This window comes from Lentzea sp. NPDC036955 (assembly GCF_055608005.1).
Genome location: NZ_JBVJRC010000005.1, coordinates 574,262 through 598,011 on the forward strand (window position 1 = coordinate 574,262; position 23,750 = coordinate 598,011).

24 protein-coding genes are annotated in these 23,750 nt (G+C 71.1%); 10 read left to right on the forward strand and 14 right to left on the reverse strand.

Going from position 1 to position 23,750, the window contains the following annotated elements; genetic code table 11:
* The first annotated feature begins 8 nt into the window (after positions 1-8).
* The 6 genes from ACZ7CF_RS19995 (at position 9) to ACZ7CF_RS20020 (ending at position 5,004) form a co-directional block, all read left to right on the forward strand.
* Entirely contained in the window at positions 9-599 is a 591-nt protein-coding gene (locus ACZ7CF_RS19995) for a nucleotidyltransferase family protein (protein ID WP_360395409.1), read from the forward strand.
* Entirely contained in the window at positions 562-810 is a 249-nt protein-coding gene (locus ACZ7CF_RS20000; RefSeq protein WP_360395410.1) for a BON domain-containing protein, read from the forward strand. The genes ACZ7CF_RS19995 and ACZ7CF_RS20000 overlap by 38 nt, the downstream gene beginning before the upstream one ends.
* On the forward strand, positions 807-1,529 hold the full coding sequence (locus ACZ7CF_RS20005) for a metallophosphoesterase family protein (RefSeq protein ID WP_360395412.1): 723 nt from the start codon (positions 807-809) through the stop codon (positions 1,527-1,529). The genes ACZ7CF_RS20000 and ACZ7CF_RS20005 overlap by 4 nt, the downstream gene beginning before the upstream one ends.
* Positions 1,526-3,283 carry a thiamine pyrophosphate-requiring protein gene (locus ACZ7CF_RS20010; protein WP_470370233.1) on the forward strand — a complete coding sequence of 586 codons (1,758 nt, stop codon included), beginning with the start codon at positions 1,526-1,528 and terminating at the stop codon, positions 3,281-3,283. The genes ACZ7CF_RS20005 and ACZ7CF_RS20010 overlap by 4 nt, the downstream gene beginning before the upstream one ends.
* Complete coding sequence (locus ACZ7CF_RS20015; RefSeq protein WP_470370234.1) at positions 3,280-4,230, forward strand: TIGR03557 family F420-dependent LLM class oxidoreductase; 951 nt, start codon at positions 3,280-3,282, stop codon at positions 4,228-4,230. Before ACZ7CF_RS20010 ends, ACZ7CF_RS20015 begins: the two co-directional genes overlap by 4 nt.
* 108 nt (positions 4,231-4,338) lie before the next feature.
* Complete coding sequence (locus tag ACZ7CF_RS20020) at positions 4,339-5,004, forward strand: DUF6766 family protein (RefSeq protein ID WP_470370235.1); 666 nt, start codon at positions 4,339-4,341, stop codon at positions 5,002-5,004.
* A 140-nt stretch (positions 5,005-5,144) separates the two neighbouring features.
* Here ACZ7CF_RS20020 and tuf read toward each other — a convergent pair whose 3' ends face one another.
* Entirely contained in the window at positions 5,145-6,326 is a 1,182-nt protein-coding gene (tuf, locus tag ACZ7CF_RS20025) for an elongation factor Tu (RefSeq protein WP_470370236.1), read from the reverse strand.
* 200 nt (positions 6,327-6,526) lie between these two features.
* Positions 6,527-7,399, reverse strand: a complete 873-nt coding sequence (locus tag ACZ7CF_RS20030) for a LysR family transcriptional regulator (protein WP_470370237.1) — start codon at positions 7,397-7,399, stop codon at positions 6,527-6,529.
* 70 nt (positions 7,400-7,469) lie between these two features.
* Between ACZ7CF_RS20030 and ACZ7CF_RS20035 the strand changes: the two genes are divergently transcribed.
* From ACZ7CF_RS20035 to ACZ7CF_RS20045, 3 genes are all read left to right on the forward strand, one after another.
* Positions 7,470-8,507, forward strand: a complete 1,038-nt coding sequence (locus tag ACZ7CF_RS20035; RefSeq protein WP_470370238.1) for an FAD-binding oxidoreductase — start codon at positions 7,470-7,472, stop codon at positions 8,505-8,507.
* A gap of 66 nt (positions 8,508-8,573) precedes the next feature.
* On the forward strand, positions 8,574-9,059 hold the full coding sequence (locus ACZ7CF_RS20040; RefSeq protein WP_470370288.1) for a sensor histidine kinase: 486 nt from the start codon (positions 8,574-8,576) through the stop codon (positions 9,057-9,059).
* A 165-nt stretch (positions 9,060-9,224) separates the two neighbouring features.
* Positions 9,225-9,608 carry an STAS domain-containing protein gene (locus ACZ7CF_RS20045; protein WP_360395424.1) on the forward strand — a complete coding sequence of 128 codons (384 nt, stop codon included), beginning with the start codon at positions 9,225-9,227 and terminating at the stop codon, positions 9,606-9,608.
* A 22-nt stretch (positions 9,609-9,630) separates the two neighbouring features.
* On the opposite strand, the gene ACZ7CF_RS20050 is transcribed toward ACZ7CF_RS20045, so the two are convergent.
* From ACZ7CF_RS20050 to ACZ7CF_RS20085, 8 genes are all read right to left on the reverse strand, one after another.
* Positions 9,631-10,776, reverse strand: a complete 1,146-nt coding sequence (locus ACZ7CF_RS20050) for a glycosyltransferase (protein ID WP_470370239.1) — start codon at positions 10,774-10,776, stop codon at positions 9,631-9,633.
* Positions 10,777-10,830: 54 nt separating this feature from the next.
* Positions 10,831-11,904: a nucleotide disphospho-sugar-binding domain-containing protein gene (locus ACZ7CF_RS20055; RefSeq protein WP_470370240.1), complete on the reverse strand. Its 1,074-nt coding sequence runs from the start codon at positions 11,902-11,904 to the stop codon at positions 10,831-10,833.
* A gap of 91 nt (positions 11,905-11,995) precedes the next feature.
* Positions 11,996-12,919: a hypothetical protein gene (locus tag ACZ7CF_RS20060; protein WP_470370241.1), complete on the reverse strand. Its 924-nt coding sequence runs from the start codon at positions 12,917-12,919 to the stop codon at positions 11,996-11,998.
* Between the two features lie 143 nt (positions 12,920-13,062).
* Positions 13,063-15,822: a helix-turn-helix transcriptional regulator gene (locus ACZ7CF_RS20065; RefSeq protein WP_470370242.1), complete on the reverse strand. Its 2,760-nt coding sequence runs from the start codon at positions 15,820-15,822 to the stop codon at positions 13,063-13,065.
* A 252-nt stretch (positions 15,823-16,074) separates the two neighbouring features.
* Positions 16,075-16,503: a very short patch repair endonuclease gene (locus ACZ7CF_RS20070; RefSeq protein ID WP_360395434.1), complete on the reverse strand. Its 429-nt coding sequence runs from the start codon at positions 16,501-16,503 to the stop codon at positions 16,075-16,077.
* Positions 16,504-16,519: 16 nt separating this feature from the next.
* Positions 16,520-17,323, reverse strand: coding sequence for an SAM-dependent methyltransferase (locus tag ACZ7CF_RS20075; protein WP_470370243.1), 804 nt, complete (start codon positions 17,321-17,323; stop codon positions 16,520-16,522).
* A gap of 57 nt (positions 17,324-17,380) precedes the next feature.
* The gene (locus tag ACZ7CF_RS20080; RefSeq protein WP_360395437.1) at positions 17,381-18,136 is read right to left on the reverse strand and encodes a toll/interleukin-1 receptor domain-containing protein; all 756 of its coding nucleotides are present in this window, start codon (positions 18,134-18,136) and stop codon (positions 17,381-17,383) included.
* A 93-nt stretch (positions 18,137-18,229) separates the two neighbouring features.
* Positions 18,230-19,204, reverse strand: a complete 975-nt coding sequence (locus ACZ7CF_RS20085; protein ID WP_360395438.1) for a helix-turn-helix transcriptional regulator — start codon at positions 19,202-19,204, stop codon at positions 18,230-18,232.
* Positions 19,205-19,265: 61 nt separating this feature from the next.
* Here ACZ7CF_RS20085 and ACZ7CF_RS20090 point away from each other — a divergent pair, with 61 nt between their 5' ends.
* Entirely contained in the window at positions 19,266-19,739 is a 474-nt protein-coding gene (locus ACZ7CF_RS20090; protein WP_458430459.1) for a VOC family protein, read from the forward strand.
* Here ACZ7CF_RS20090 and ACZ7CF_RS20095 read toward each other — a convergent pair.
* Genes ACZ7CF_RS20095 through ACZ7CF_RS20110 form a run of 4 tightly spaced genes read right to left on the reverse strand, consistent with a single transcriptional unit; the run spans position 19,723 to position 23,613 of the window.
* Complete coding sequence (locus tag ACZ7CF_RS20095; RefSeq protein WP_458430460.1) at positions 19,723-21,096, reverse strand: NAD(P)/FAD-dependent oxidoreductase; 1,374 nt, start codon at positions 21,094-21,096, stop codon at positions 19,723-19,725. The two genes, ACZ7CF_RS20090 and ACZ7CF_RS20095, sit on opposite strands and share 17 nt — an antisense overlap.
* Positions 21,097-22,314 (reverse strand): MAB_1171c family putative transporter, encoded by a 1,218-nt coding sequence (locus ACZ7CF_RS20100; RefSeq protein WP_470370244.1) that lies wholly within the window; start codon positions 22,312-22,314, stop codon positions 21,097-21,099.
* Entirely contained in the window at positions 22,301-22,858 is a 558-nt protein-coding gene (locus tag ACZ7CF_RS20105; protein WP_360395444.1) for a hypothetical protein, read from the reverse strand. The genes ACZ7CF_RS20100 and ACZ7CF_RS20105 overlap by 14 nt, the downstream gene beginning before the upstream one ends.
* Positions 22,859-22,905: 47 nt before the next feature.
* A complete protein-coding gene (locus ACZ7CF_RS20110) occupies positions 22,906-23,613 on the reverse strand; it encodes a hypothetical protein (RefSeq protein ID WP_458430462.1) in 708 nt (235 codons plus the stop codon).
* Positions 23,614-23,750 lie beyond the last annotated feature (137 nt).

The window sequence follows — 23,750 nt, forward strand, 5'->3', positions numbered from 1 at the left end:
CCGCTGACATGAGCGACGTGCAGGACGAGTTGCTGCGGACGCTGACCAAAGTCGCGAACGCGTTACGCAGCGAAGGGATTCCGTTCGCCCTGACCGGAGGGTGTGCCGGCTACGCGCGCGGCGGCCCGACGAGCGAGCACGACGTCGACCTGCTCGTGCGCGAGCAGGACGCGACGGAAGCCGTGCGGGTGCTGGTCGCGCGCGGGCTGAGGGCCGCGGAACCGCCGGAGGACTGGCTGCTGAAGGTCTACGACGGCGACTCGCTGGTGGACCTGCTGTTCCGGCCCAACGAGCGGCCCGTGACCGACGACCTCCTCGCGATGGCCGAGGAGATGCCGGTCGGTTCGGTGATGCTGCCGGTGATGCCGGCGACGTACGTGCTGATCAGCAAGCTGCTGGTGCTCGACGGGCACCGCTGCGACTTCAGCGAGCTGCTGCCGTTCGCCCGCGCGCTCAGGGAGCAGATCGACTGGCAGCAGGTGCGCGACGAGACCAAGAACTCGCCGTACGCGGAGGCGTTCCTGGTGCTCATCGAACGCCTGGACATCATCGGGAGGGACCATGGGCTCCGAGCAGTACCTCGCGGCGAATCTGCGTAGGGCGGTCGCGGAGGACCCGAGAACGGCCGAGCTCGGCGTGCGCGTCACCGTGCGCGGCGACAACGTGATGCTCTCCGGCGACGTCGCGTGCGCGGACCGCAAGGCCGCGTTGGAGGAGGTGCTGCACGAGGCAGCGCCCGAGCTGACGATCCTCAACGACGTGCGCGTGACACCGGCCGGTGAACCGGAGGGTGAGGAGGACCTGCGATGATCCGGATCGCCGCCGTCGGCGACGTCCACCTCGGCGAGGACATGCGCGGCCACCTGCGGCCCGCGCTGGAGAAGGTCGGCGAGCACGCCGACGTGCTGCTGCTGGCCGGTGACCTGACCCGGCACGGCACGGTCGCCGAGGCCGAGGTCGTCGCCGACGAGTTCGCGGACCTCCCGGTGCCCGTCATCGCCGTGCTCGGCAACCACGACCACCAGGACGACAAACCGCTCGAAGTCACCAAGACGTTGCAGGACAAGGGCATCCACGTCCTGGAGGGCACGACCTTCGAAACGCGCATCAACGGCTGCACCCTCGGCGTCGCCGGGGTGAAGGGCTTCGGCGGCGGGTTCGCCGGCAAGTGCGGCAGCGCGTTCGGTGAACGCGAGATGAAGGCGTTCATCCAGCACACCTGCGACATCGCCGGGACGCTGGAAAGCGCACTGTCCGAACTGGAAACCGACATCAAGGTGGCGCTCACGCACTACGCGCCGGTGCCCGACACGTTGCGCGGCGAGCCACCGGAGATCTACCCGTTCCTCGGCTCGTACCTGCTCGGCGAGGCGATCGACAAGACCGGCACGCACCTCGCGATCCACGGGCACGCGCACTTCGGCACCGAACAGGGCATGACCCCCGGCGGCGTGCGGGTCCGCAACGTCGCCCAGCCGATCATCCGCTCCGCCTACGCGGTGTACGTGCTCGAAGGGGCGTCGGCATGACCGTCGGAGACTTCATCGTGCAACGCCTGCGCGACTGGAAGGTCGCGCAGGTGTTCGCCTACCCCGGTGACGGCATCAACGGCATCGTGGCCGCGTTCGGCAAAGCGGACAACGACCCGAAGTTCATCCAGACCCGGCACGAGGAGATGGCCGCGTTCGCCGCCGTCGGCTACGCCAAGTTCAGCGGCGACGTCGGCGTGTGCCTCGCGACCTCGGGACCGGGCGCGATCCACCTGCTCAACGGCCTGTACGACGCGAAGCTCGACCACGTGCCAGTCGTCGCGATCGTCGGCCAGACCGCGCGCACCGCGCAGGGCGGCAGCTTCCAGCAGGAGGTCGACCTGCACGCGCTGTTCCGCGACGTCGCCTCGTTCCTGATCGACGTCACGGTGCCCGAGCAGCTGCCGAACGCCCTCGACCGGGCGTTCCGCACCGCCGCCACCGAACGCGCGCCGGCCGTGGTGATCATCCCGAACGACGTGCAGGAACAGGAGTACGAACCTCCCAAGCACGAGTTCAAGCACATCCCGTCCAGCCCGCCGTCCCGGCCGTCGTCCGTCGTCGTGCCTGCCGACGACGAGGTGCGCCGCGCCGCCGAGGTCCTGAACAGCGGCTCGAAGGTCGCGATCCTGATCGGCCAGGGCGCGCGCGGTGCCGCCGCCGAGGTCGGCGAGGTCGCGGAACTGCTCGGTGCCGGTGTCGCGAAGGCGTTGCTGGGCAAGGACGTCCTGTCCGACGACCTGCCGTACGTGACCGGGTCCATCGGCCTGCTCGGAACACGACCGAGCTACGAGCTGATGCGCGACTGCGACCGGCTGCTGATCGTCGGGTCGAACTTCCCCTACTCGCAGTTCCTGCCGAAACCCGGTGCCGCGCGGGGAGTGCAGATCGATGCCGACGGCAGCACCATCGGCATGCGCTACCCGACCGAGGTCAACCTCGTCGGCGACGCCCGCGCGACGCTGCGCGCCCTCATCCCGTTGCTCGAACGGAAGACCGACCGCTCGTGGCGCGAGACGATCGAGAAGAACGTCGAACGCTGGTGGGAGGTCCTGGAACGGCAGGCGCTCGTCCCGGCCGACCCGGTCAACCCCATGCGGATCGTGCACGAGCTGTCCCAGCGCCTGCCGCACAACGCGATCGTCACCGCCGACTCCGGTTCCGCGACCAACTGGTACGCGCGCCTGCTGAAGATCCGCGGCGACGTGCGGTCCTCGCTGTCCGGCACGCTGGCCACCATGGGCTGCGCCGTGCCGTACGCCCTCGGCGCCGCGTTCGCCCAGCCGAACCGGCCGCTCATCGCACTCGTCGGCGACGGCGCGATGCAGATGAACGGCATGGCCGAACTCCTCACGCTGCGGCACCACAACATCCGCTGCGTCGTGTGCGTGTTCCACAACAACGACCTCAACCAGGTCACCTGGGAACTGCGCGCCATGGGCGGCGCCCCGAAGTTCGAGCCGTCCCAGGACCTCCCGGACCTCTCGTACGCGCAGTTCGCCCGGTCCATCGGCCTGCAGGGCATCGAGGTCGACGACCCCGACCAGCTCGGCCCCGCCTGGGACACCGCACTCGCCTACGAGGGCACCACCGTCCTCGACGTGCGCTGCGACCCGGACGTGCCACCGATCCCGCCACACGCCACGTTCGAGCAGATCAAGGACATGACCGAAGCAGTGCTGCGCGGCGACCCCGACGCCTGGGGCCTCATCACGCGCGGCCTGCGCACCAAGATCCAGGAGTTGCTGCCGTGAAGCTCGGTTACTTCCTCTCCTCAGAAGAACACGGCCCGCGCGAGCTGGTCCGCAACGCCCGCCTGGCCGACCAGCACGGCTTCGAGGCCCTGTGGATCTCCGACCACTACCACCCGTGGAACGACGAACAGGGCCAGTCCCCGTTCGTCTGGGGCACCATCGGCGCACTCTCCGAAGCCGTGACCATCCCGATCACCACCGCGGTGACCTGCCCGACCGTCCGCATCCACCCGGCCGTCATCGCCCAGGCCGCCGCCACCGCCGCGGTCCAGTGCGAGGGCCGCTTCGTGCTCGGCGTCGGCAGCGGCGAGGCCCTGAACGAACACGTCCTCGGCGACCACTGGCCGTCCGCCGACGTGCGCCTGGAGATGCTGGAGGAGGCCATCGGCATCATCCGCACCCTCCACCAGGGCGAGGAGCTCACCCACCACGGCAAGCACTACACCGTCGAGAACGCCCGCATCTACACCCTCCCCGACCGCCCGGTCCCGATCTACGTCTCCGCCTTCGGCCCGAAAGCCGTCCGCCTCGCCGCCCGCGCCGGCGACGGCTACATGTGCGTCGGCCCCTCCGGCGACCTCCTGGAGAAGTACCGCGCCGAAGGTGGCCGCGGCCCCTCCCAGAGTGCCCTCAAGGTCTGCTACGCACCGTCCGAAGAGGACGCCGTCACCACCGCGCACCGCCTGTGGCCCAACGACGGCCTGCCCGGTGAGCTCGCCCAGGTCCTCCCGACCCCGCGCCACTTCGAACAGGCCTCCCAGCTCGTGACCCCCGACATGATCCGCGAGTCGATCCCGTGCGGCCCCGACCCCGAGCGCTACGCCGAGAAGGTCAAGGAGTTCGTCGACGCCGGGTTCGACGAGCTGTACGTCCAGCAGATCGGGCCCGACCAGGAGGCGTTCTTCGAGTTCTGGGCCAAGGAGGTCGTGCCGCTCCTCGAGGTGTGAGCGGGCTGCTTTCGCGGTCGGTGTCGCCCTTCGAAGTCGGAGCCGGTCCACGAAGTGTGGGCCGGCTCCTCGAAGTTTGAACGGTCCACCGCCGGGAACACGGGTCCCATGAGGAGGTTCTGGCGCGAGCACAGCCTGACGCTCGTCTTCGGCGGGCTCTTCCTCGCCGCACTGGTCGGTCAGCTCCTCGCGGGCCACGCCGACCACAACGACCGCCAGGCCGCGCTCGGCCAGCCCCTCCTGACCCTCGGCTCCTACCTGGTCTCCGCGGACTTCCTCGTCGACGTCGTCGAGAACTGGCAGTCCGAGTACCTCCAGTTCTTCCTCTACGTGTGGGCCACCGTCTGGCTCGTGCAACGCGGCTCCCCGGAGTCCAAACCCGCCGACAAGACGGGTCCGGGGTCCGACGAGGACCAGCAACTCGGCGCCCACACCACCGAGTCGTCCCCGCGCTGGGCCCGTGCCGGCGGCTGGCGCACCTCCCTCTACTCGAAGTCGCTCGGTCTCGCGATGCTGACGCTGTTCCTCTTCTCGTGGACCACGCAGTGGGTCGCCGGGTGGTTCGCCAACAACTCCGACCCGCTGGCCACCCGGATGGGACTGTTCGAGTACTTCCTGAGCTCGGACTTCTGGAGCCGGTCGTTGCAGAACTGGCAGTCGGAGTTCCTGGCGATCGCCTCCATGGCTTTCTTGAGCGTCTACCTGCGGCAGCGCGGATCACCGGAGTCGAAGCCCGTCGGGGCGCCGCACTCGGTGAGCGACCGGTCGGGGTGACGGCTCGGCGGGTCGAGTCCGCCGGGTACCGAGAACCCCCGGTCACCTGCCAAAACGGAAGGGCGTGACGAGAGCCGGAAGCCCTCACCACGCCCTCCTGCCAGGCAGCGCGACCACCTTCTCGGGCCGTCGCCGCCGCCTTAGGCGAGGATCTCGCCGACCGTGCCCGCGCCCACGGTCTTGCCGCCCTCGCGGATCGCGAACCCGAGACCGGTGTCCATCGCCACCGCCTTGCCGAGCTCCACGGTGACCTCGACGGTGTCACCGGGCAGGGCCGGCGCGTCGAGGTGCACCACGCCCACCACGTCGCCGGTGCGGAAGTGGAACTGCGGGCGGTAGTTCGTGGCGATGCCGGTGTGCCGGCCGCCCTCCTCGTGCGACAGCAGGTACACCGACGCGCGGAAGCGGGTGTGCGGGGCGACGGTGCCGGGCTGGGCGAGGACCTGGCCGCGGCGGACGTCGCCGCGGCGGACGCCGCGCAGCAGGACCGCCGCGTTGTCGCCCGCCTGGGCCTGGTGCATCGGCTTGCCGAAGGTCTCGATGCCGGTGGCGACGGACGTCACCGCGGCGCCGAGGCCGATCACCTCCACCTGGTCGCCCAGGCCGAGCACGCCGCGTTCCACCGCGCCGGTCACGACGGTGCCGCGGCCGCTGATGGTCAGGACGTTCTCGACCGGCATCAGGAACGGGCTCGTCACGTCCCGCTCCGGCACGGGGACGTGGGTGTCCACGGCCTCCAGCAGCGCCAGCACCGACCGCGTCCACACCGGGTCGCCCTGCAGCGCGCGCAGGCCGGAGACGCGCACCACCGGGGTGGCGTCGCCGTCGAAACCGTAGCGGGACAACAGGTCGCGGATCTCCAGCTCCACCAGGTCGAGCAGCTCGGGGTCGGTGACCGCGTCGGCCTTGTTCAGCGCCACCACCACGTGCGGTACGCCCACGCGCCGCGCCAGCACCACGTGCTCGCGGGTTTGCGGCATGGAGCCGTCCTCGGCGGAGACCACCAGGATCGCGCCGTCGAGCTGCGCCGCACCCGTGATCATGTTCTTCACGTAGTCGGCGTGGCCGGGCATGTCGACGTGGGCGTAGTGCCGCGTCGGCGTCTCGTACTCGACGTGCGCGATGTTGATGGTGATGCCGCGGGCCAGCTCCTCCGGGGCGCGGTCGATGCGGTCGAACGCGGTGAAGGACGTGGCCGACGGGTCCACTTCGGACAGGACCTTGGTGATGGCGGCGGTCAGGGTGGTCTTGCCGTGGTCGACGTGACCCATCGTGCCGATGTTGAGGTGCGGCTTGGCGCGCACGAACTCCTGCTTCATCATTCCCTCGAGAACACAGCCGGGTTGCCCAGAACCGATCGACCACCACGACCCTCCCCCAGCGGTCCTGGAGGAACGGACTGGAGAAGGGTCAGAGTCGGGCGCCGGCCGGCTGTGCCGAGGCGACGGCGAGCGCGCCCGCAGGAACACCTGCGTGCATCGCGTTCTCAGCCGTCACGAACATGCCGCAGATCGTGGCAGACTCACAGATCCGCTGTCACCCGGTTTTCCGCGAGCCTGATCAACGCCCGCGCGGCCGGGCTGTGCGGGCCGCCGGTCCGCCACGCCAGCGCCAACCTGCTGTGCGGCACGGGGTCCGTGATCCGCACCGGGTGCAGACCGGACACCATCGACCCCGCCAGGATCGCCGGCCCGAGACCGCGCTGCGCCAGCGTGATCACCATCGGCGGCGCCGAGGCCTCGAACGCGATCCGCGGCCGCCGCGTGCCGCAGGCCGCGTCCAACGCCCCGCGCAGGCCCGTCCCGACCGGCAGGCTGATCAACCCGCGCTCCAGCAGCTCGTCCAACGGCACCGATTCCCTGCCGTACCAGGGATCTGACTCCGACACCGCCGCCACGAGCGGCTCGTCGGCCAGCACCCGCACCGACAACCCGGCCGGCGTCCCTCCCGCGTACCCGACGAGCGCGAGGTCGAGCCGTCCATCCACAAGAGACTCGACCAGCTCGTCGGAGTTGGCCTCCGCCAACGTGATCTCCACGCCCGGATGCGCCGAGTGGAACGCCGACAGCAGCTCCGGCAGGTCCTCGATCCCGCACGACACCACCATCCCCACCCGCACGGTCCCGCGCACCAGCCCGGCCAGCTCCTCCACGGTCCGCCGCGCCGACTCCACCGACCGCAACGCCGCCCGCGCCAGCGGCAGCACCGCCGCGCCCACGTCGGTCACCGTCACCGACCGCCCCGACCGGTCCAGCAGGTCGTGCCCGAGCTCCCGCTCCAGCCGCCGGATCTGCGCGCTCACCCCGGGCTGCGCGACGTGCACCCGTTCCGCGGCCCGCGTGAACGACCCCTCCTCGACGACCGCGACGAAGTACTCAAGCTGCCGAAGCTCCATAACGAACGATTCTAGCCACGAGCACAACCAGCTCTTGGACATATAACCGCAGCTCAACAACGATGAGATCATGCACATCCTGCACCCAGGAGACCCCGGCTACGACGACGAGCGCAGCGGCTTCCAGACCGGCCTGCGCCACGAACCACAGGTCGTCTTCGTCGTGGAGACCGCCCACGACGTCGAGAAGGCGGTCGAGTACGCCGAGACCAACGGCCTGCCGTACGAGGTGCAGGCCACCGGCCACGGCCTCACGACCCCCACCACCGGCGTCCTCATCTCCACCAGGCGGATGAACGCCGTCCACGTCGACCCGGACCGCCGCACCGCCACCGTCGAGGCCGGCGCGGTCTGGCAGCAGGTGCTCGACGCCGCCGCCCCGCACGGCCTCGCCCCGCTCAGCGGTGACGCGGCCGGCGTCGGCGTCGTCGGCTACACCCTCGGCGGCGGGTACGGGCTGCTCGCCCGCGAGTTCGGCCTGGCAGCGGACCGCGTCCTGGGCACGACCGAGGTCGGCGATGTCGTGACGACGATGGAGTTCGAGCTTCTGCCTGTGAACCGGGTTCACAGCGGTGAGATGTACTTCGACGCGACACACGCGGAAGCGGTGTTCGACGCGTTCCACGGCTGGGACCTGCCCGACCACGTCACACCGCAGCTCGCCACCATCGCGTTCCCCGACCTGCCGATGCTCCCGCCATCGCTCCGCGGCAGGAACACCGTGCGCATCACCTTCGCGAGCACGCGGCCGTTCGACGTTGAGGGCCTGAAGGTCGCGCCACGCCTCACCGAGGACTTCGGTGTGAAGCCGTTTCACAAGGCGCTCGGCGCACAACTGCCGCCACACACCTACCAGGGCGACAACGTGCTGCTCGGCGAACTGCCCGCGGAGACATTGCACAGCGTCCGCGTGAAAGCCGCCACCGCCGACGTCCCGATCTTCCTCGGCCTCCTCCCGCTCGGCGCCGGCATCGGCGGGCCCGCCTCCCACCTGCTCAAGCTGATCTCACCGCGGCTGGGCGCCGAACGGGCGCACGCCGAGGTGCTCGACCTGGTCCGGCCCTTCGTCGTCGGCCGGTCGCGCAACTTCCGCTTCGCCGTGCGCTGACGACCATGACGCCCTCGCCGACGTCCGGCGCACGGCACCCGACCGCAGGAGCAGGAACGCAGGCGGATCGCCTGGGACGTCCACGACGACATCCTCCAGGTCATGATCGCCGTCGGCCTGCGGCTCCAGCTGCTCGCCCGCACGCTCCCGACGAGCACCGCAGCACCGCCGAACAGCTCGACGACGACGTGCGCGAGGCCGTCGTGCGCGAGGCCGTCGACCGGCTGCGCACCCCGGTCTTCCAGGTCCGCCCGCCCGGCATCGAACGCGGCCATCACCGCCTTCCGCATCTGCCAGGAGGCGCTCACCGACGTCCGCAAGCACGCGCGGGCCGCGGCGGTGCTCGTGGACATGTCCACTGTGGACCGGGGCTTCCTCGTGCGGGTGACCGGCGACGGCATCGGACTGCCCGCCGGTGACCAGGTCGCCAGGCCCTTCGGGCTGGTCGAGACGCGCGAACGCGCCGAGGCGGCCGGTGGCCGGTGCACCGTCGTGCGACCGCCCGACGGAGGGACCCTCGTGGAGTTCTGGCCGCCGGATGTGCGACCGTGATCTCCGAGCGCCGACCGGGGAGGCAGGGCGGTCGCCGCCGTTCGACGGAGGGGTTTGCAATAGGTTGTGGTCCGAAAGCAACAGCCGTAACGTCGATGACGCAGCCGGGTTCAGCAGCGTGCTCGGAGTCAGGGTCATACGCGCTTCGGCCACCGGGGAGTGCTGGTGAACGAAGATCAGTTCAATGAGTCGCCGCTGCTGACCGTGCGAGCGGACGAGGTCGCCGGGGTGGTGGTCGTCGCGGTGGAGGGTGAGATCGACGTCGACACCGCGGACGTCGTGCTGGACGCGCTGCGCCTGGGCTTCGAGACGAGCGGGTCGGCCCTGGTCGCCGACCTGACCGAGGTCAGCTTCTTCGGGTCGACCGGCATCTCGACCCTGATCACCGCCCACGAGCTCGCCGACGAGCACGGCAAGGACCTCCGCGTCGTGGCACCGCACCGGGCTGTGCGCAGGCCGTTGCAGGTCACCGGGGTCGCGGACGTCCTCCTGCTGCACGACTCGGTGCCGGAGGCCCTCACCGCGCTGAAGCCGGTGCCCAGCGAGTGACCCCCGCCGGGCACCCGCGCGCCTAACCGGCCAGGTCGACCAGCCTGGGCACCACGTCCGCGGGCGACGGCATCGCCGCGATCTCCAGCCGGATGCGCTCCACGGCGTCGTGCACGGCCGCGTCGTTCAGCAGCTTCGCCGCCGTCTCGTGCACGGCGTCGGCGGTGAACTGGTCGTCGACCAGGTGGGAACCGAGGTTCTCCGCCGCCACCAGCTCGCCGTTGCGGAACTGGTCGGCGCCCTGCGGCAGCACGAGCTGCGGCACCCCGGCCGTCATGGCGCTCACCGTGGTGCCGCTGCCGCCGTGGTGCACGACGAGATCCGCGTGCGCGAGCAGATCCGCCTGGGGCACCCACGACAGGACGTGCACGTTGTCCGGCACGCCGTCGACCAGCGACGCCTCCACCAGCGGTCCGGTGGCGACGAGGACCTCGGCGTCCAACCGGGACAGCCCGGCGATCGCGCGCTGGATCAGCTCAAGACCCGCGAACGCCGTGCCGAACGTCAGGTACACCAGCGGCCTGCGGTGTTCGAGCACCCAGTCCGGCAGCGGCTGCGGCTCGGCGAACGGCACCGGCCGCACCGGGATGCGCTCGACGCCCCTCAGGTGGTCGAGGTCCTGCAACGACGGCGGGAAGATGTCGAGATAAGGCGATCCGAGACCGAAGTTCTGCCCATTCGGCAGCGTTATGCCGAGTTCCGCGAGGTACGCCAGCAACGGGTCCACCATGGTCGCCGGGATCATCTGGTCGTCGACCTTGCCGAATCCGTGGCACACGGTCGGAATTCCCGCCTGCATGGCCGCGATGCCCGCACCGGGGTTGATGATCTCGAAGACGACGAGGTCCGGCTTGTCCCTTTCCATGACCGGCGCCAGGTCCTGGGCGTAGGCGCGGGGGAGCACCGAACCGAAGGCGTCCGAGGCGGTCTGCCGCAGCATGTCGCGGGTGAACCGGTCGGTGCCGTGCAGGCTGTTGGCCTGGTGGAACGCGTCGAAGATGCTCAGGCCCGCATCGACGACCGTGAACCCCAGCGGCGCCAGCGGGGCGTGGAAACCGGAGTCCACGGCGTAGAGGACGTCATGTCCCTGCTCGCGGGCGGCGACCGCGAGCGGGAGCAACGGATAGGTGTGTCCGTGCGAGCCCAGGCTCGAGAAGAGAATGCGCACGCGATCACAGTAGGTGCTGCCCCGTGGAACCGGGTGCGGTTCAGCTTGCTCGATCTAGGTGATGATGTTTTCCCATTCGGCGGCAATATCAGCGGGTGAAGGCATCTTCGCGAGTTCGGTGCTCACCTCCAGCGCGGCCGCCTGCAGAGCCGGGGCGGTGATCAGCGTGGTCAGCAGTTCCGGGGTGACGTCACCGGCCGCCGCCTTCAGCCCGGCACCGCGCCCGGCGACCGCGGTGGCGTGCACCGTCCGGTCGCCGGGGCCGGGCTCGACCAGCTGCGGGACGCCCGCGGCCAGCGCCGCCAGCAGCGTGCCCGCGCCGCCGTGGTGGACGATGCCGTCGCAGAACGGCAGCACCGCCGGGACGGGCACCCAGCCGGTGGTGCGCACGTTGTCCGGCAGCCCGCCGGTGCGGTCCGGGCGGACCAGCACGAACTCGGCGTCGACGTGGGCGGCGGCCCGCACCACCGCGGCCATCATCGCGCCGGCACCGGGACCCGGCGCGGTGCTGCGGCTGACGAGGATGCGCGGCGTGCCGGACGGTTCGGCGAGCCAGCCCGGCACGTCCCCAGCGCCGCTGTGCGGCACGAACCGCATCGGCCGGCCACCGGGGAACTCCGCGAGACTCGCGGGAGCGGTGCGCAGAACCGTTGCGGGAGAACGGGTCTCGGCGTCCATACGAGCGCTGACGGCGGCGGTGAGCCGCAGCCCGTCGAACAGCGAGACGTCCTGCACGACCGACGGCACGCCCAGCGCCGAACCCGCGGCGGCCAGCGGTTCGTGCAGCACCACGTCCGGGCGCCAGCGTGCGGCGAGCTCCCGCAACGGTGCCGTCATCGCGTTGCCGACGGCGCCGAAGAGGCGGGAGACGAACCCCAGCTCACCGCTGCCCCGCAGCTCCCTGCGCGCCACCAGCGGGTGCGTGACCACGATCCGGGCCGCGATCCGGCCGAAGTGGACCCCGGCCGGGACGACGTCCTCGACCGGCAGGCCCGACTCCGCGGCCTTCAGCGCCTCACCACCGGTGGCGACGACCACCTCGTGACCGGCCTCGCGCAGCGCCAGCGCCAGCGGCACCAGCGGGAAGACGTGCCCGAGCAGAGGGGCCGACACCACGAGAACACGCATATGGCCAGGTTAGACGCGTTGGGTGAGAGCAGTCTGAGAACAACGCCGCGAGGGCCGTGCCCCTGGGGAGCACGGCCCTCGCGGTCCGGTGTCACTTGGCCATGTCGAACCAGTTGAAGGCCTCGACCATCGGACGGGTGGTGCCGACGTAGCGCGGACCGGTCAGCTCCCAGCGGGTCACCGTGCGGTACGTGCCGGGCTGCAGCGACTCGTCCACCTCGGTGTTCTCGTCGTCCGCGACCGCGACGTACTGCTTGATCGACTTCTTGGTCAGCGTCACGTCGAGCGCCTCGTAGGCGGACTGGGTCTTCAGGTAGTCGCCCTCGCCGTGGTCCCCCGCACGGCCCGGGTCGGCCAGCTTCAGCTGGACCGTGTTGCCGCCGAAGGAACCCGTGGCGGACACGACGGTCACGATGTGACCACCGCTGCGCTGCAGGGACCCGGTCGTCGGGCCCTCCTTGTAGCGGCCGTAGACGAGCTGCAGCGGGCCCTCGTTGAGCTTCTTGGCGAGCTCACCGGCGAAGTCGGGGGAGTTCTTGGTGTCGACCGCGCCCGTCGTGGTGGTCCAGCCGGCGTCACGGGCCGGCTTGGTGGCGATGGTCCACGCCGTGCGCAGGTTGGTGAGGTTGGTGCTGCCGTTGTACTTCGCGTCGACGCCGATCCGGCCGATCGAGTTGGTGATCACGCCGTAGTCGGCCTGGTCCTTCGGGTTCAGGTTGGCGACCTTGGTGGTGATCCAGCCGACCGGGGCGTCCTTCTCGTGAGCCCAGTAGTGCAGGACGTTGTAGAGCGAGGTGGGCCCGCAGTAGGCGCCGCCGTTGTTCTCCAGCCCGGCGCGGAACTGGTCCACGTCGCTCACACCGCACTTGCGGACGGTGAAGTCCGGTCCGGCCAGGTCGGAGGCGCTCACACACGGCGGCGGCGTGCCGATGACCGGGTCGGCCGACGCCATCGGGGCGAAGACGGAGGCGATGGTGGCGGTCGCGGCAGTGACGATCAGAGCGTTGCGGATCATGTCGGTGTCCCCTTCGAGTTCCTGTGTTCCCCTGCGGTGGCACAAGATTCGCCGAGGCGGACCCCCAAGGGCATGAGGGGAGAACCCTCAACCCTCCAGCGCGGAAGTTGGGTGTATCAGGGACACCCCCACGTGCATCTGCTTCAGGCGAGAACGCGGGAGAGGTCCCTGCGACCCGCGATCCCGAGCTTCGTGTAGATGCGGCCGAGGTGGTTCTCCACCGTCTTCGGCGTCACGAACAGCTCCTGCGCGATCTCCCGGTTCGCCCGCCCCGCCGCGGCCAGGTCGGCGACCCGGCGTTCCGAGGCGGTCAACGCCTCCGCACCCACCACGACCTGCCGGCGCGGCCGGTCGCCGAGCGCCTCCAAGGCCTCGGTGGCGCGCGTCCGGAGCACCGCGGAGCCGCACTCACCGGCCAGCTCGATCGCCTTGTGCAGCGGTTCGCGCCCGTCGGAGCGCTTGCGGGCCACCCGCAGCGCCTCGCCGAGGTCGACCAGCGACCGGGCCAGCTCCAGACGGGCGGGGGAGCCCTCCAGGACCTCGACGGACTCCGTCAGCAGGTCCAGGCGCGCGGTGGCGTCGGCGTGGGCGAGCAGCCGCAACGCGGCCCCCACCTCGGTGGCGGCCCCCCACGCGCGGGCGACCTCCAGCTGTTCGGTGGCGAGCTCCACCGCCAGCTCGTGCTCACCCAGCAGCAGCGCGGCCCTCGTCGCCGGTGCGCGCCACGGGATCGTGGGCGGGTCGACGTGCACCTCGTGCATCGCGTCGCGTTGGCGGTAGGCCTCGAACATCGCCTTGCGCGGGTCGTTCTCCGCCAACGCGATGAGCGCGCGCACCTCGTGCAACCAGATCGTCGGCATAGTTGGGCGGGCGTGGGCGTGTGCCCGGTCGAAGGCGTCGATGAGCGACGCTGCTGCTGCCGTGTCGCCACGTTCCAGTGCGGCGTACACGGCGAAGTGGGTGGAGGTCGCGCGCAGGCTGATCACCGTGGACGTGGGGTCCTCCTGGGCGACGGCGGCCAGCGCGGCCTCGGCCTCCGCCTCGACCGCGCGCATGGTGCCCTTGCGCCAGCTCAGGAACGAGGTCGCGTTCGCCACCATCGCGAACTCGATCGGTGAACCGTGGGTGCGCACCTTGAGCCGTGCGCGCTCGATCTCCCGTTGCGCCGTGTCGACCCCGTCCGCGGCCATCAGCGCGAGGAGCGCCACGAGCCACGCGACCATCTCGTCGGTGCTTCCGGTCGCGTCGTCCAGATACGCGCCGTTGGCCAACGCACGCGTCGCGGTCGCGGCCACCTCGTCGTGCGGCCACACCTCGTAGCGGCCCATCTGCGCGAGAAGACCCAGCAGCGTGCGTTCGTCGGGGGTGCCGCCGGCGAGGTGCTGGTAGCTGCTCAGGTGCGCGGACGCGGTCTGGCGCTGGTCCGGCAGGAACGAGCGGAACACCGCGAGCCGTGCCTCCAGGTGCAGCCGGGACTCGCCGACCGGCCGCTGGGCGATGGCCTCGGTGAGCTCCGCTATCGCCGCCGCAGGCCCCTCGACCACCGCCGTCGCGGAAGCAGCGGCGGCCACCAGCTCGGCGTCCGGGAGCCCCGCCGCGGCGGCCTTCAGGTGGCGGTGGGCGTTGACCGCGTCACCGGTGCGCAGCAACGCCCGGCCGAGCTCCGCGCGCAACGCGGCGTCGTCGGGCCGTTCGTCCACGGCCCGTGCGAGGTGTGCGGCGGCCGTACGTGCGTCACCGGCGGCCATCAGCGCCGACGCAGCCTTCCTGAGCACGTCGGCGGCGTTCGGCAGCGTGCCCTTCGGAGCGTGGACGAGGTGCGCGGCGATCCGGTCTGCCGGTGCGTGGGCTTCGGCCAACGCCGTCGCAGCGCGCGCGTGCAACGACCCGCGCGCAATCGGGCCGAGACTGCTCAACACCGCCTCACGCACCACGGGGTGCACGAACTCCAGGTGGTCGCCGGGGACGATCACGTTCGCCGCCACCAACGCCTCGACCGCGGCCGTCAGGTCCTCGGTCCGCGCGAGTGCCGCGGCCTGCCACGGATCTGCGTGCGTGCCGAGAACCGCGACAGCACCCGCGAGAGAGACGGCGTCCGCCGGCAGACGACCGAGCGTGGCGCGGAAGACCGTGCTGGGCCCCAGCCCACCGACCTCTGCCGCCGTGTCCGGGTCGTCGATCGGCAACCCGAGCGCCGCCAGCTCGTCGACCAGCACCCCGGCCAGGAACGGGTTGCCGCCGCTGGCCGCGTGCACGGCCTTCACCACCTCGGCGTGCCCACCGACCAGCCTGCCGATCGCGTCCGGGGTGAGCGGCCGCGGCAGCAACCGGTCGGCCGACATGCTGAGCTGCGCGAGCGGGCCCGCGTTGTCCGCGGGCGGCCGGGTGGCCACGACCAGCGCGATCGGCAGGTCGGAGATCCGGCGCGCCAGGTAGCCGAGGAACCGCAGCGACGACAGGTCGGCCCAGTGCGCGTCGTCCACGGTGATCAGCAGCGGCCGGGTGGAGGAGAGGTCCACCGCCACCCACCACAGCGAGTGCAACGTGCGCGCGAGCTCGGCCTCGCTCGGGTCGAGCGCCGCGTCGTCGAGGGCCCTGAGCGCGGCCCCCGACGGCCCGGCGAGGATCTTCTCCCTCACCTCACCCGAGTAGCGCGAGATCGACCGCTCGACCAGCTGCCGCACGACCCCCCACGCCATGGCGCTCTCCAGGGCGTCGCCGACCGCCTGCAACCGCCCGAACCCGCGCTCCTTGGCCAGCTCACGGCACTCGTGCACGAGCCGCGTCTTGCCGATGCCCGCACGCCCCTCGATGACGACGACACGACCCTCACCACGGGTGGCTGCGTCCAGGGCTTCGCGGATGTGCGCGATCTCGTCATCTCGTTCAAGCGGTTCGCGCACGCAGTGATCGTAGCGGCCCTCCGGCGGGCTACATGCTGGTCATCGGCGTCGCGGACGGGCGACTTGATGCTCCATCGGGGTGAACGCACATCAGTACACGCAGTCGTCCGCCGACGGCCGCCGCGGGACCGGCCGACAGCATGATCATCTGATTCGGTCTGCCCGCCGCACGACCCGCCCGCCCCCCATACCGCTTCGGCAGATCACGCCACGACACCCCGGTCTTGGAGGAGGGAAAAGCGCCCGGCTCGATCAGCGCGGTCGCCTGCTCAGCACCACCTCGTGCACGCGGGCGGCCGCGGCTGCGGCGTCCTCGTGTTCCCACACGCGCACCGCCAGCCAGCCGGCATCGGTGAGCTTCGCGTCCGTGTCGAGGTCACGGCGGCGGTTGGTCTCGATCTTCGTCCGCCAGAACTCGGCGTTGTTCCTGGGCCACGTGGCGTGCTCGGGGCAGCCGTGCCAGAAGCACCCGTCGACGAAGACCGCGACCTTCGCGCCGGTGAAGACGATGTCGGCCTCCCTGCGCACGCTCTTCAGGGGCCGGCGGTGCACGCGGTAGCGCAGTCCCGCGGCGAACAGCGCCCTGCGCAGCTCGATCTCGATCTGCGTGTCGCGGGACTTCTGCTTGCTCATCCGTGCCCGCACACCCGGCGCGGTCTCGAGCGGCTCCACGGAGGCCATTCTCCCGTGGTGGTGCTCAGCGCTTGCGGGCGAGTCCCACGTAGACGTCCTCGGGGCCGCCTTCTCCGGCGGGGCCGAGCTCGGGGTGCCAGTGCGGTGCCGCGACGACGCCCGGTTCCAGGACCTCCATGCCCTCGAACATGGGGAGGAACTCGTCGCGCGAGCGGAAGTACATGGGGTCGCGGCTGTGCTGCATGGCCTCGACGACGGTCCCCATCTCCTGCGGCTTGAAGTCGGCCGTGAGGTGCGATAACGCGATGAGGCTGCCCTGCGGCATGGCGTCGCGATAACGTGCGACGACGTCGGCGGGACCCTTCTCGTCGGGCACGAAGTGCAGCACGGCCACCATCAGCAGGCCGACGGGCCGGGACAGGTCGATGAGGTCCTCCACGACCGGGTCGGACAGCACGTCCCGCGGGGAGCACATGTCGGCCTGCACGACGCCGGCGTTCGGGTTGCCCTCCAGGATCAGCTCGCTGTGCGAGACGGCGACCTCGTCGTAGTCGACGTAGACCACGCGCGCGTCCGGGTTCTCCTGCTGCACGATCTCGTGCACGTTGCCGACCGTCGGGATGCCCGAGCCCAGGTCCAGGAACTGCGTGATGCCCTGCTGCATCATCATCAGCACGGCCCGGCGCATGAACGACCGGTTCGACGCGGCGATGGCCCGGCCGTCGCGCAGCACGCCGAGGACCTTCTCGCCGACCACGCGGTCGGAGGCGAAGTTGTGGCCACCTCCCAGCAGGAAGTCGTAGACGCGCGCCGCGCTGGGCACGTCGGTGTTGATTCCTGCGGGCACCCACGAGAACGGCTCGGACATGACGGTCAACCTACCGGGTTGCATGCACGCGTGTGTGACCCCGGAACGGGTGAACCGCTACGGGAGCAAATGGCGGAACGCGGCGATGAGCAGCAGCCGTTGCTGGTCGACGTCGAGCGCGTCCTCGGGGCCCAGCCACTCGACCCTGATGCCGAGGTCGACCGCTGTCAGGTCCACAGTGGACTCGTCCCGCGCGATCGGGCTGTCCTGGTGCAACAGCTGGTAGGAGAACCGGATCGCGACCGTGCCGTCGAAGCTGACCTGCTCCTCCGGCAACCGCAAGGCGGTGTGCACGGCCCCGTGCAGGGCCTCGCCGGTCAGGTGCAGCGGCGCCATCACCACGTGCGTGATGCCGAGGTCGTGGCTGCGCACCGACACCGCGACCGTGGGCCCGTCCGCGACCGGTGGCCGCGGCTGCGGGAACACCGGCAACGCCGACTTGCGGTCCGACCGCCACGCCGTGACCAGCCGCTCGACCGCGTCCACCAGGTCCACGTGCTTGCGCGGCGTCAGCAACGGCAGCGGTTCCTCGTCCACGCGCACGATGAACAGGAACGCGCGGCGGCGGGTCAGCTCCGCCGCGAAGTCGGCGATCCAGGTGTCCGTGGCCCACTCGCGCGACGGCGTGTGGGACGACCACAGCAGGACGTAGTAGTCCGACGACGCGATCGCGTCGGGCACCGGTGCGTCGGTCAGCTCGGTGAGGGAGGTGGTGACGTTGCGGGCTTCCAGGCCGGCTTGCAGGGCGTCGGCGTGCTGGCGGTCCTTGTGGGCGTACGCCAGGAACACCTTCGGGTGGATGTCTAAGGGCACGGGAGTCACCGTTCTTCCGCTGTGCCTTGGGGGGTCTGCGGACAGTTGCCGTGGGTCGCAGGTTAACGATCCAGGTGCGGTTCAGATCGTTTGTCATGTTTCTGTCCTTGAACCGGCGCCTATCGAGTGGGTGATGCGGGCCGCCACCCTGCGCAGGTGGTCGACCAGCGCCCCCGGTCCGTGCACCGTGAAGTCGCAGTCCAGCAACGTCAACCGGAACGCCAGGTACTCGACGGTGTCCTCCCCGCTCTCCCACCGGCACGACGCCGCGTCGAGTGCCCGCAGCTCCCCAGCGGCGTCACCGAGGCGGGCCCGCGCCACCTCCACCGGCAACCGCAGCGTCGCGGAAGCCCGGTGCACCGGCACCGAGTCGTACATCCGCTGTGCCACGTACTCCACGGCGTCGCCGCCGGGTGCGGTGCGCGGGGTGGAACGGGCGCCGGTCGCGAGGGCCGACGTGATCCGGTCCAAGCGGAAGACGCGCCAGTCGGCGCGGTCGAGGTCGTGGGCGAGCAGGTACCAGCGGCGGCCGAGTGCGACGAGGCGGGTGGGTTCCACGTGGCGTTTCGAAGTCACGCCCTCGGTGGAGACGTAGGAGAAGCGCAGGCGTTCGCAGGCGTGTGCGGCGGCGGCGACCACGGTCAGCTGGGCGGGGTCGACCAGTGCGGCCGCGGGGACCGGCGAGGACGAGGTCGTGGCGGTCAGGGTCGCCACGCGGCGGGCCAGGCGCGGGGGCAGGACCTGGCGCAGTTTCGCGAGGGCGCGCAGGGAGGCGTCGGCGATGCCGGACACGGGCTGGCGGGCCGCGGTGTGCAGGCCCAGGGTGATGGCGACGGCCTCCTCGTCGTCGAGGAGCAGCGGGGGCATGGCCTGGCCGGCGACCAGGCGGTAGCCGCCGAGGGTGCCGAGGGTCGCCTCCACCGGGTAGCCGAGGTCGCGCAGGCGGTCGACGTCGCGGCGGATCGTGCGGCCGGTGACGCCGAGGCGGGTGGCGAGCTCGCTGCCCGGCCACTCGCGCGGGGTTTGCAGCAGGGACAACAGGCGCAGGAGCCGGGCGGCGTCGCTCATGCCGGAAACCTAGGCCAGAAGTAGGACCGATGTCGTCCTACATCGGCCATACGGTCGGGCCATGAACGTTGTGCCGGAGGGCTACCACACCGTCACGCCGTGGCTGATCACGCGCGGCCGCACGGTGGAGCTGATCGAGTTCGTCGTCGAGGTGTTCGGGGCGGTGGAGCTGGGGCGCGTCGGGCAGACCGGGGCGATCGGCCACGCCGAGGTGCGGATCGGGGACTCGGTGGTGATGATGTTCGACCATCCGGACTGGCCGGCCACACCGGGGTTCCTGCGGTTGTACGTCGCCGACGACGCGGCCGTTCTCCTGCGGGCGGTGGAGAACGGCGCGCGGGTGCTCACCGAGCCGACCGAGTTGTTCTGGGGCGACCGGGTGAGCAGGTTCGCCGACCCGTTCGGCAACCTGTGGTGGGTGCACCAGCGGGTCGCCGAACCGGCCCCGGACGAGCTGGACGCCAGGATGCGCGACCCGGAGTTCAGCCGGGCGATGGAGTACGTGCAGAGCCTGGACTTCACGCCGGGCCGGTGACGCGGGCGCGTTCCTCCGCGGTCAGCGTCGGGGCGGGGGCAGCGGTGCGCGGGCCGCGCAAGGTCGCCAGGAACACCCTGGGGCTCATCAGGTTCGTCATCGGGCCGGAGAGGGTGAACGCGTCGATGAACGCGCGGGTCACCGCCGGTTCGGAGGTCGCGGTGCGGACCAGGCGGTCGACGTAGCGCTGCAGGACGCGGCCCGCCAGCGGCAGCGGCTTGCCGATCGCGTCGGGGTAGAGGATGTCCTGGTTGGTGGCCATGGCCCAGGCGCCGTCGACGACCTTCGCGATGGCGCGCTGCACCTGCTGCGCGGTGGCACCGGAGCGCAGGCCCGCGTCGAGGGCCAGCGCGCTCTGCGCGGCGATCGACATGCCGTGGCCGTACACCGGGTTGTAGGTGGCGACCGAGTCGCCGAGCGCGAGCACGCCCGTGGGCCAGGACTTCAGGCGTTCGAAGAACAGGCGGCGGTTCGCGGTGCCGTGGGCGCCGTAGACCGGGGTCAGCGGCTCGGCGTCGGCGATGAGGTCGCCGACGACCGGGTTGCGGACCGAGCGGGCGAAGTCGACGAACCGCGACTCGTCGGTGGTGGGCTCGCCGCCGCGGGTGCCGGAGAGCGTCACGAGCCAGCGCCCGCCCTCGATCGGCAGCAGCGTCGCCGTGCAACCGGGGTGCGGGTCGCGCGGGTTGGCCTGCACGTTGACGATCGGGAAGTCCGTCGCGGCCGAGGCGGGGGCGCGGAACACGCGCGTGGCGTAGGCGAGACCGGAGTCGACCGTCTCCTGCGGCACCTCGGGCAGCCCGAAGTCCGCGAGCCACCGCGCGAGCTTCGAGGCGCGGCCGGTGGCGTCGAGGACGAGGTTCGCCTCCAGCGAGACGCGCTCGCGGGAGACGCGGTCCTCCACCAGCACCCCGGTCACGGCGTCGCCGTCACCCAGCAACGACACCGGTTCCGTGCCGGTCAGCACCGAGATCTTGTTGTCCCGCAACGCCTGGCTGCGCACGACCCAGTCGAGCAGGCTGCGGCTGCACGAGACGATGTACTGCATCTCCGGGAACCGCGGCACCCAGCCCTGCGCGCTCAGCGACACCAGCGCGTTGGGCACGCCGATGCGGTGCGCGCCGGCGGCGAGGAGCTCGTCCAGCGTGCCGGGCAGCAGCTCCTCGATCGCGCGGGCACCACCGGACATCAGCAGGTGTGCGTGCCGGGCCTGCGGCACGCCGGTGCGCGGCTCGGGGCCGTCCGGCAGCTGGTCCCGCTCGACCACGGTGACCTCGTCGTAGTGCTTGACGAGGACGGTCGCGGCGAGCATCCCGGCGAGTCCTCCGCCGAGGACCACGGCGTGTGTCGGTGCCATCTAGTCGTTTCCCCCTGCTGCGTGCACGCGGGCGGCGTCGGCCACCGCGGCGTCGACGATGGGCGAGTGCTGGAACGCGCGCGAGATGCGCACCCACCGGTCGTGTTCGGTCGAGAGGTCCGTCCCGTCGACGATCTCGGCGGCGGGACGGCGCTGAGGTGGCCTGCGGCGGGCCTCGGCGGTGCCGGCGGCGCGCAGCTGGGCGGCCTCGACCACGGCGGCCAGCTCGTCGGCGGGCAGCTCGGCCGCGCGGGCCAGGGTGGTGGCCGACTCGCCCACGGACAGGTCGTAGTACGGCGTCAGCGCCCAGCGCCAGTCGTTCAGCTCGATGATCTGCCTGCGCACCCGGTGGTGCGGGTTCAGGAACTTGCCCGGCGCGACCAGCACGATGTGCGGGTTCACGTGCGCCAGCGACCGGTGCAGCGGCCGCAGCAGGAAGTACGTCCGCCACCGGCGCAGCCACAGCCGCGGCGACGGGCGGCGCGGCCCGAACACCGGCAACGCCATCGCGATCACCAGCGGGACGATGCTGAGCGCCGCCACCAGCGGTGCGGCCGTGCTCAGCACGTCGAAGCTGCGCTCACCGGCCCAGTTCATCAGCAGCACGAACAGCTTGACCACCGCGAACGCCACCGGGCCCAGACCGGTGAGCGCGTACCAGCGCAGCCCCCGCGCGAGCCACGGCCGCGCCGAGATCGCCTCGTCACGCGCACCCTGCCAGCAGTGGTAGGCCTGCCCGCCGCAGCCGACCGCCGTGGCCACGAAGTAGATGAACAGGAACACCGCCACCGTCGGCTGCGTGGCGTAGAACGTGTCGAAGTCGACCTGGCGCTCGTCGCCGACCTCGGACTTGCAGAACAGCACCACCATCGCCGCGATGATCGTGCCGTAGCCGATGAGGATCAGCCGGACCCGTTGCCACGCCTGGACCGGTGGGCAACGCCAGTACAGCACCAACGCGAACGACGAGCCGGAGAACCCGACCACGAGCGAGTACACCAGCAGCGCCGCGAAGTTCGGCACGCCCGACACCCAGTTGATCCAGGTGATGTTCGCGGGCGCGGCGAAGAACACGGCGAACGCGGAGAACGACACCGTCGAGATCAGCGCGACGACCCTGGGGCTGCCCCAGTTCGAGCGCAGCGCCCGGATCTTGTACGCGAGCAGGAGCAGACCGGTCAGACCGCTGGAGAGGTAGGCCAGGTCAAAGATCGCCACGACGCACCCAGCGGGATCGCCCCTCGAGCGACTCGGCGATCCGCCGCACGTGCGGAGCGGTGTCGGTGCCCGCCGTGTCCGCCCACACGTGGTGCTCGGTCAGGCGCTCCAGCAGGTGGTCGGCGAGGTTCTCGGCCTGGCGCTCCTCGTCCTCGGTGAGCGTGGTGCGCCCGGCGATGATCTGCGCCATCCGCGGCAGCAGGTTCGGGGCGAGCTTGCGCATGCCCTCGGCCTTGGTCAGCGCCACCGGCTCGTGCCGCAGCAACGCGTGCGCGAACTCGTGCAGCAGCACGTGCAGGCGGTGGTACCACGACGGCGAGTCGGCGCAGAGCACGAGGTACGTGCCGTTCTCCAGCAACGCCGTCGCGCCGCTCAGGCACGTCGTCCCGGTGATCTGCGCGAAGCGCACCTCGACCGGGCTCCCGAGCCGTTCGCCCATGAGCTCGCAGACCCGGCGGCTCGCGTCCCGGTGCGTCGCGTCAGGCGGCAGGTCGAGGTCGCGGGTGACCTCGTCGACGAGCTCGCGCAGCTTCCTGCGGTTCACCCGGCGCCTCCTCTCGTCCTCGGCAGCAGCGGTCCAGATCGCGATCTTCACGCGTTCTCGGGCGGGGTGCGGCGGCCCTTCATCGGGAACGTCCAGCCCTCGCCGACCTCCAGCGCCTGCCGGAACCCTTCTACCGCAGCGGCTCTGGCCTGCGGGGAGAGTTCACCCGTCCGCTCGGCCAGGCGGGTGACGAACTCGACCACGCCGAGCTCGCGCAACGCCAGGAAGTCGGTCAGCTCCGAGTCGACCTTCGCCGCGACGTCGTCGTCGAAGAAGTACGCGGGATCGGCGCCGAAGTGGTCGGCGAGCCCGAGGATGTGCTTGAGCCGCGGGTTCGCGCTGGCCTGGCTGAGCAGCTCGCGGATGTAGCTCGCGGAGATGCTGCCGTAGTGGCCGGCGCTGCTGATCGACGCCGCGACCTCCTCCGGCGACCACGGGCCGCGGTCGGGCGGGTGCACCGCCTCGAACAGCGTGCTCAGCGCGGTGGCGCGCCAGCCGGGGCGTTCACCGCGGTAGAGCTCGCGCCGTCCGCCCAGGAACACGGCGGGGTGCACGCCGAGCGCGCCGGCGAGGTCGACGACGGCCTGGCAGGTCGGGTTGTCCTTGACGCCGAGCCGCAGCTGCGAGATGTAGCCGTGCCCGATGTCCCCGCCGCGTTCCCTGACCGCCGCCGCGAGCGCCACGTTGGTCATCTTGCCGGGGTGGTTGGGCGGGTTGTTGCACAGCTCGTTGAGGACCTCGGCGAACGGCCTCACGCCACACCTCCGCTGGAGCGACCCTACGGCCGGCAATCATTCCACTGCTGTGGAACCTCGCGAGCATATGGCATCACAAGGGTTGAATCCACCAGTGCGTAGCCCTATGCTCACAGTCCGCCGCTTCCACTGCTGTG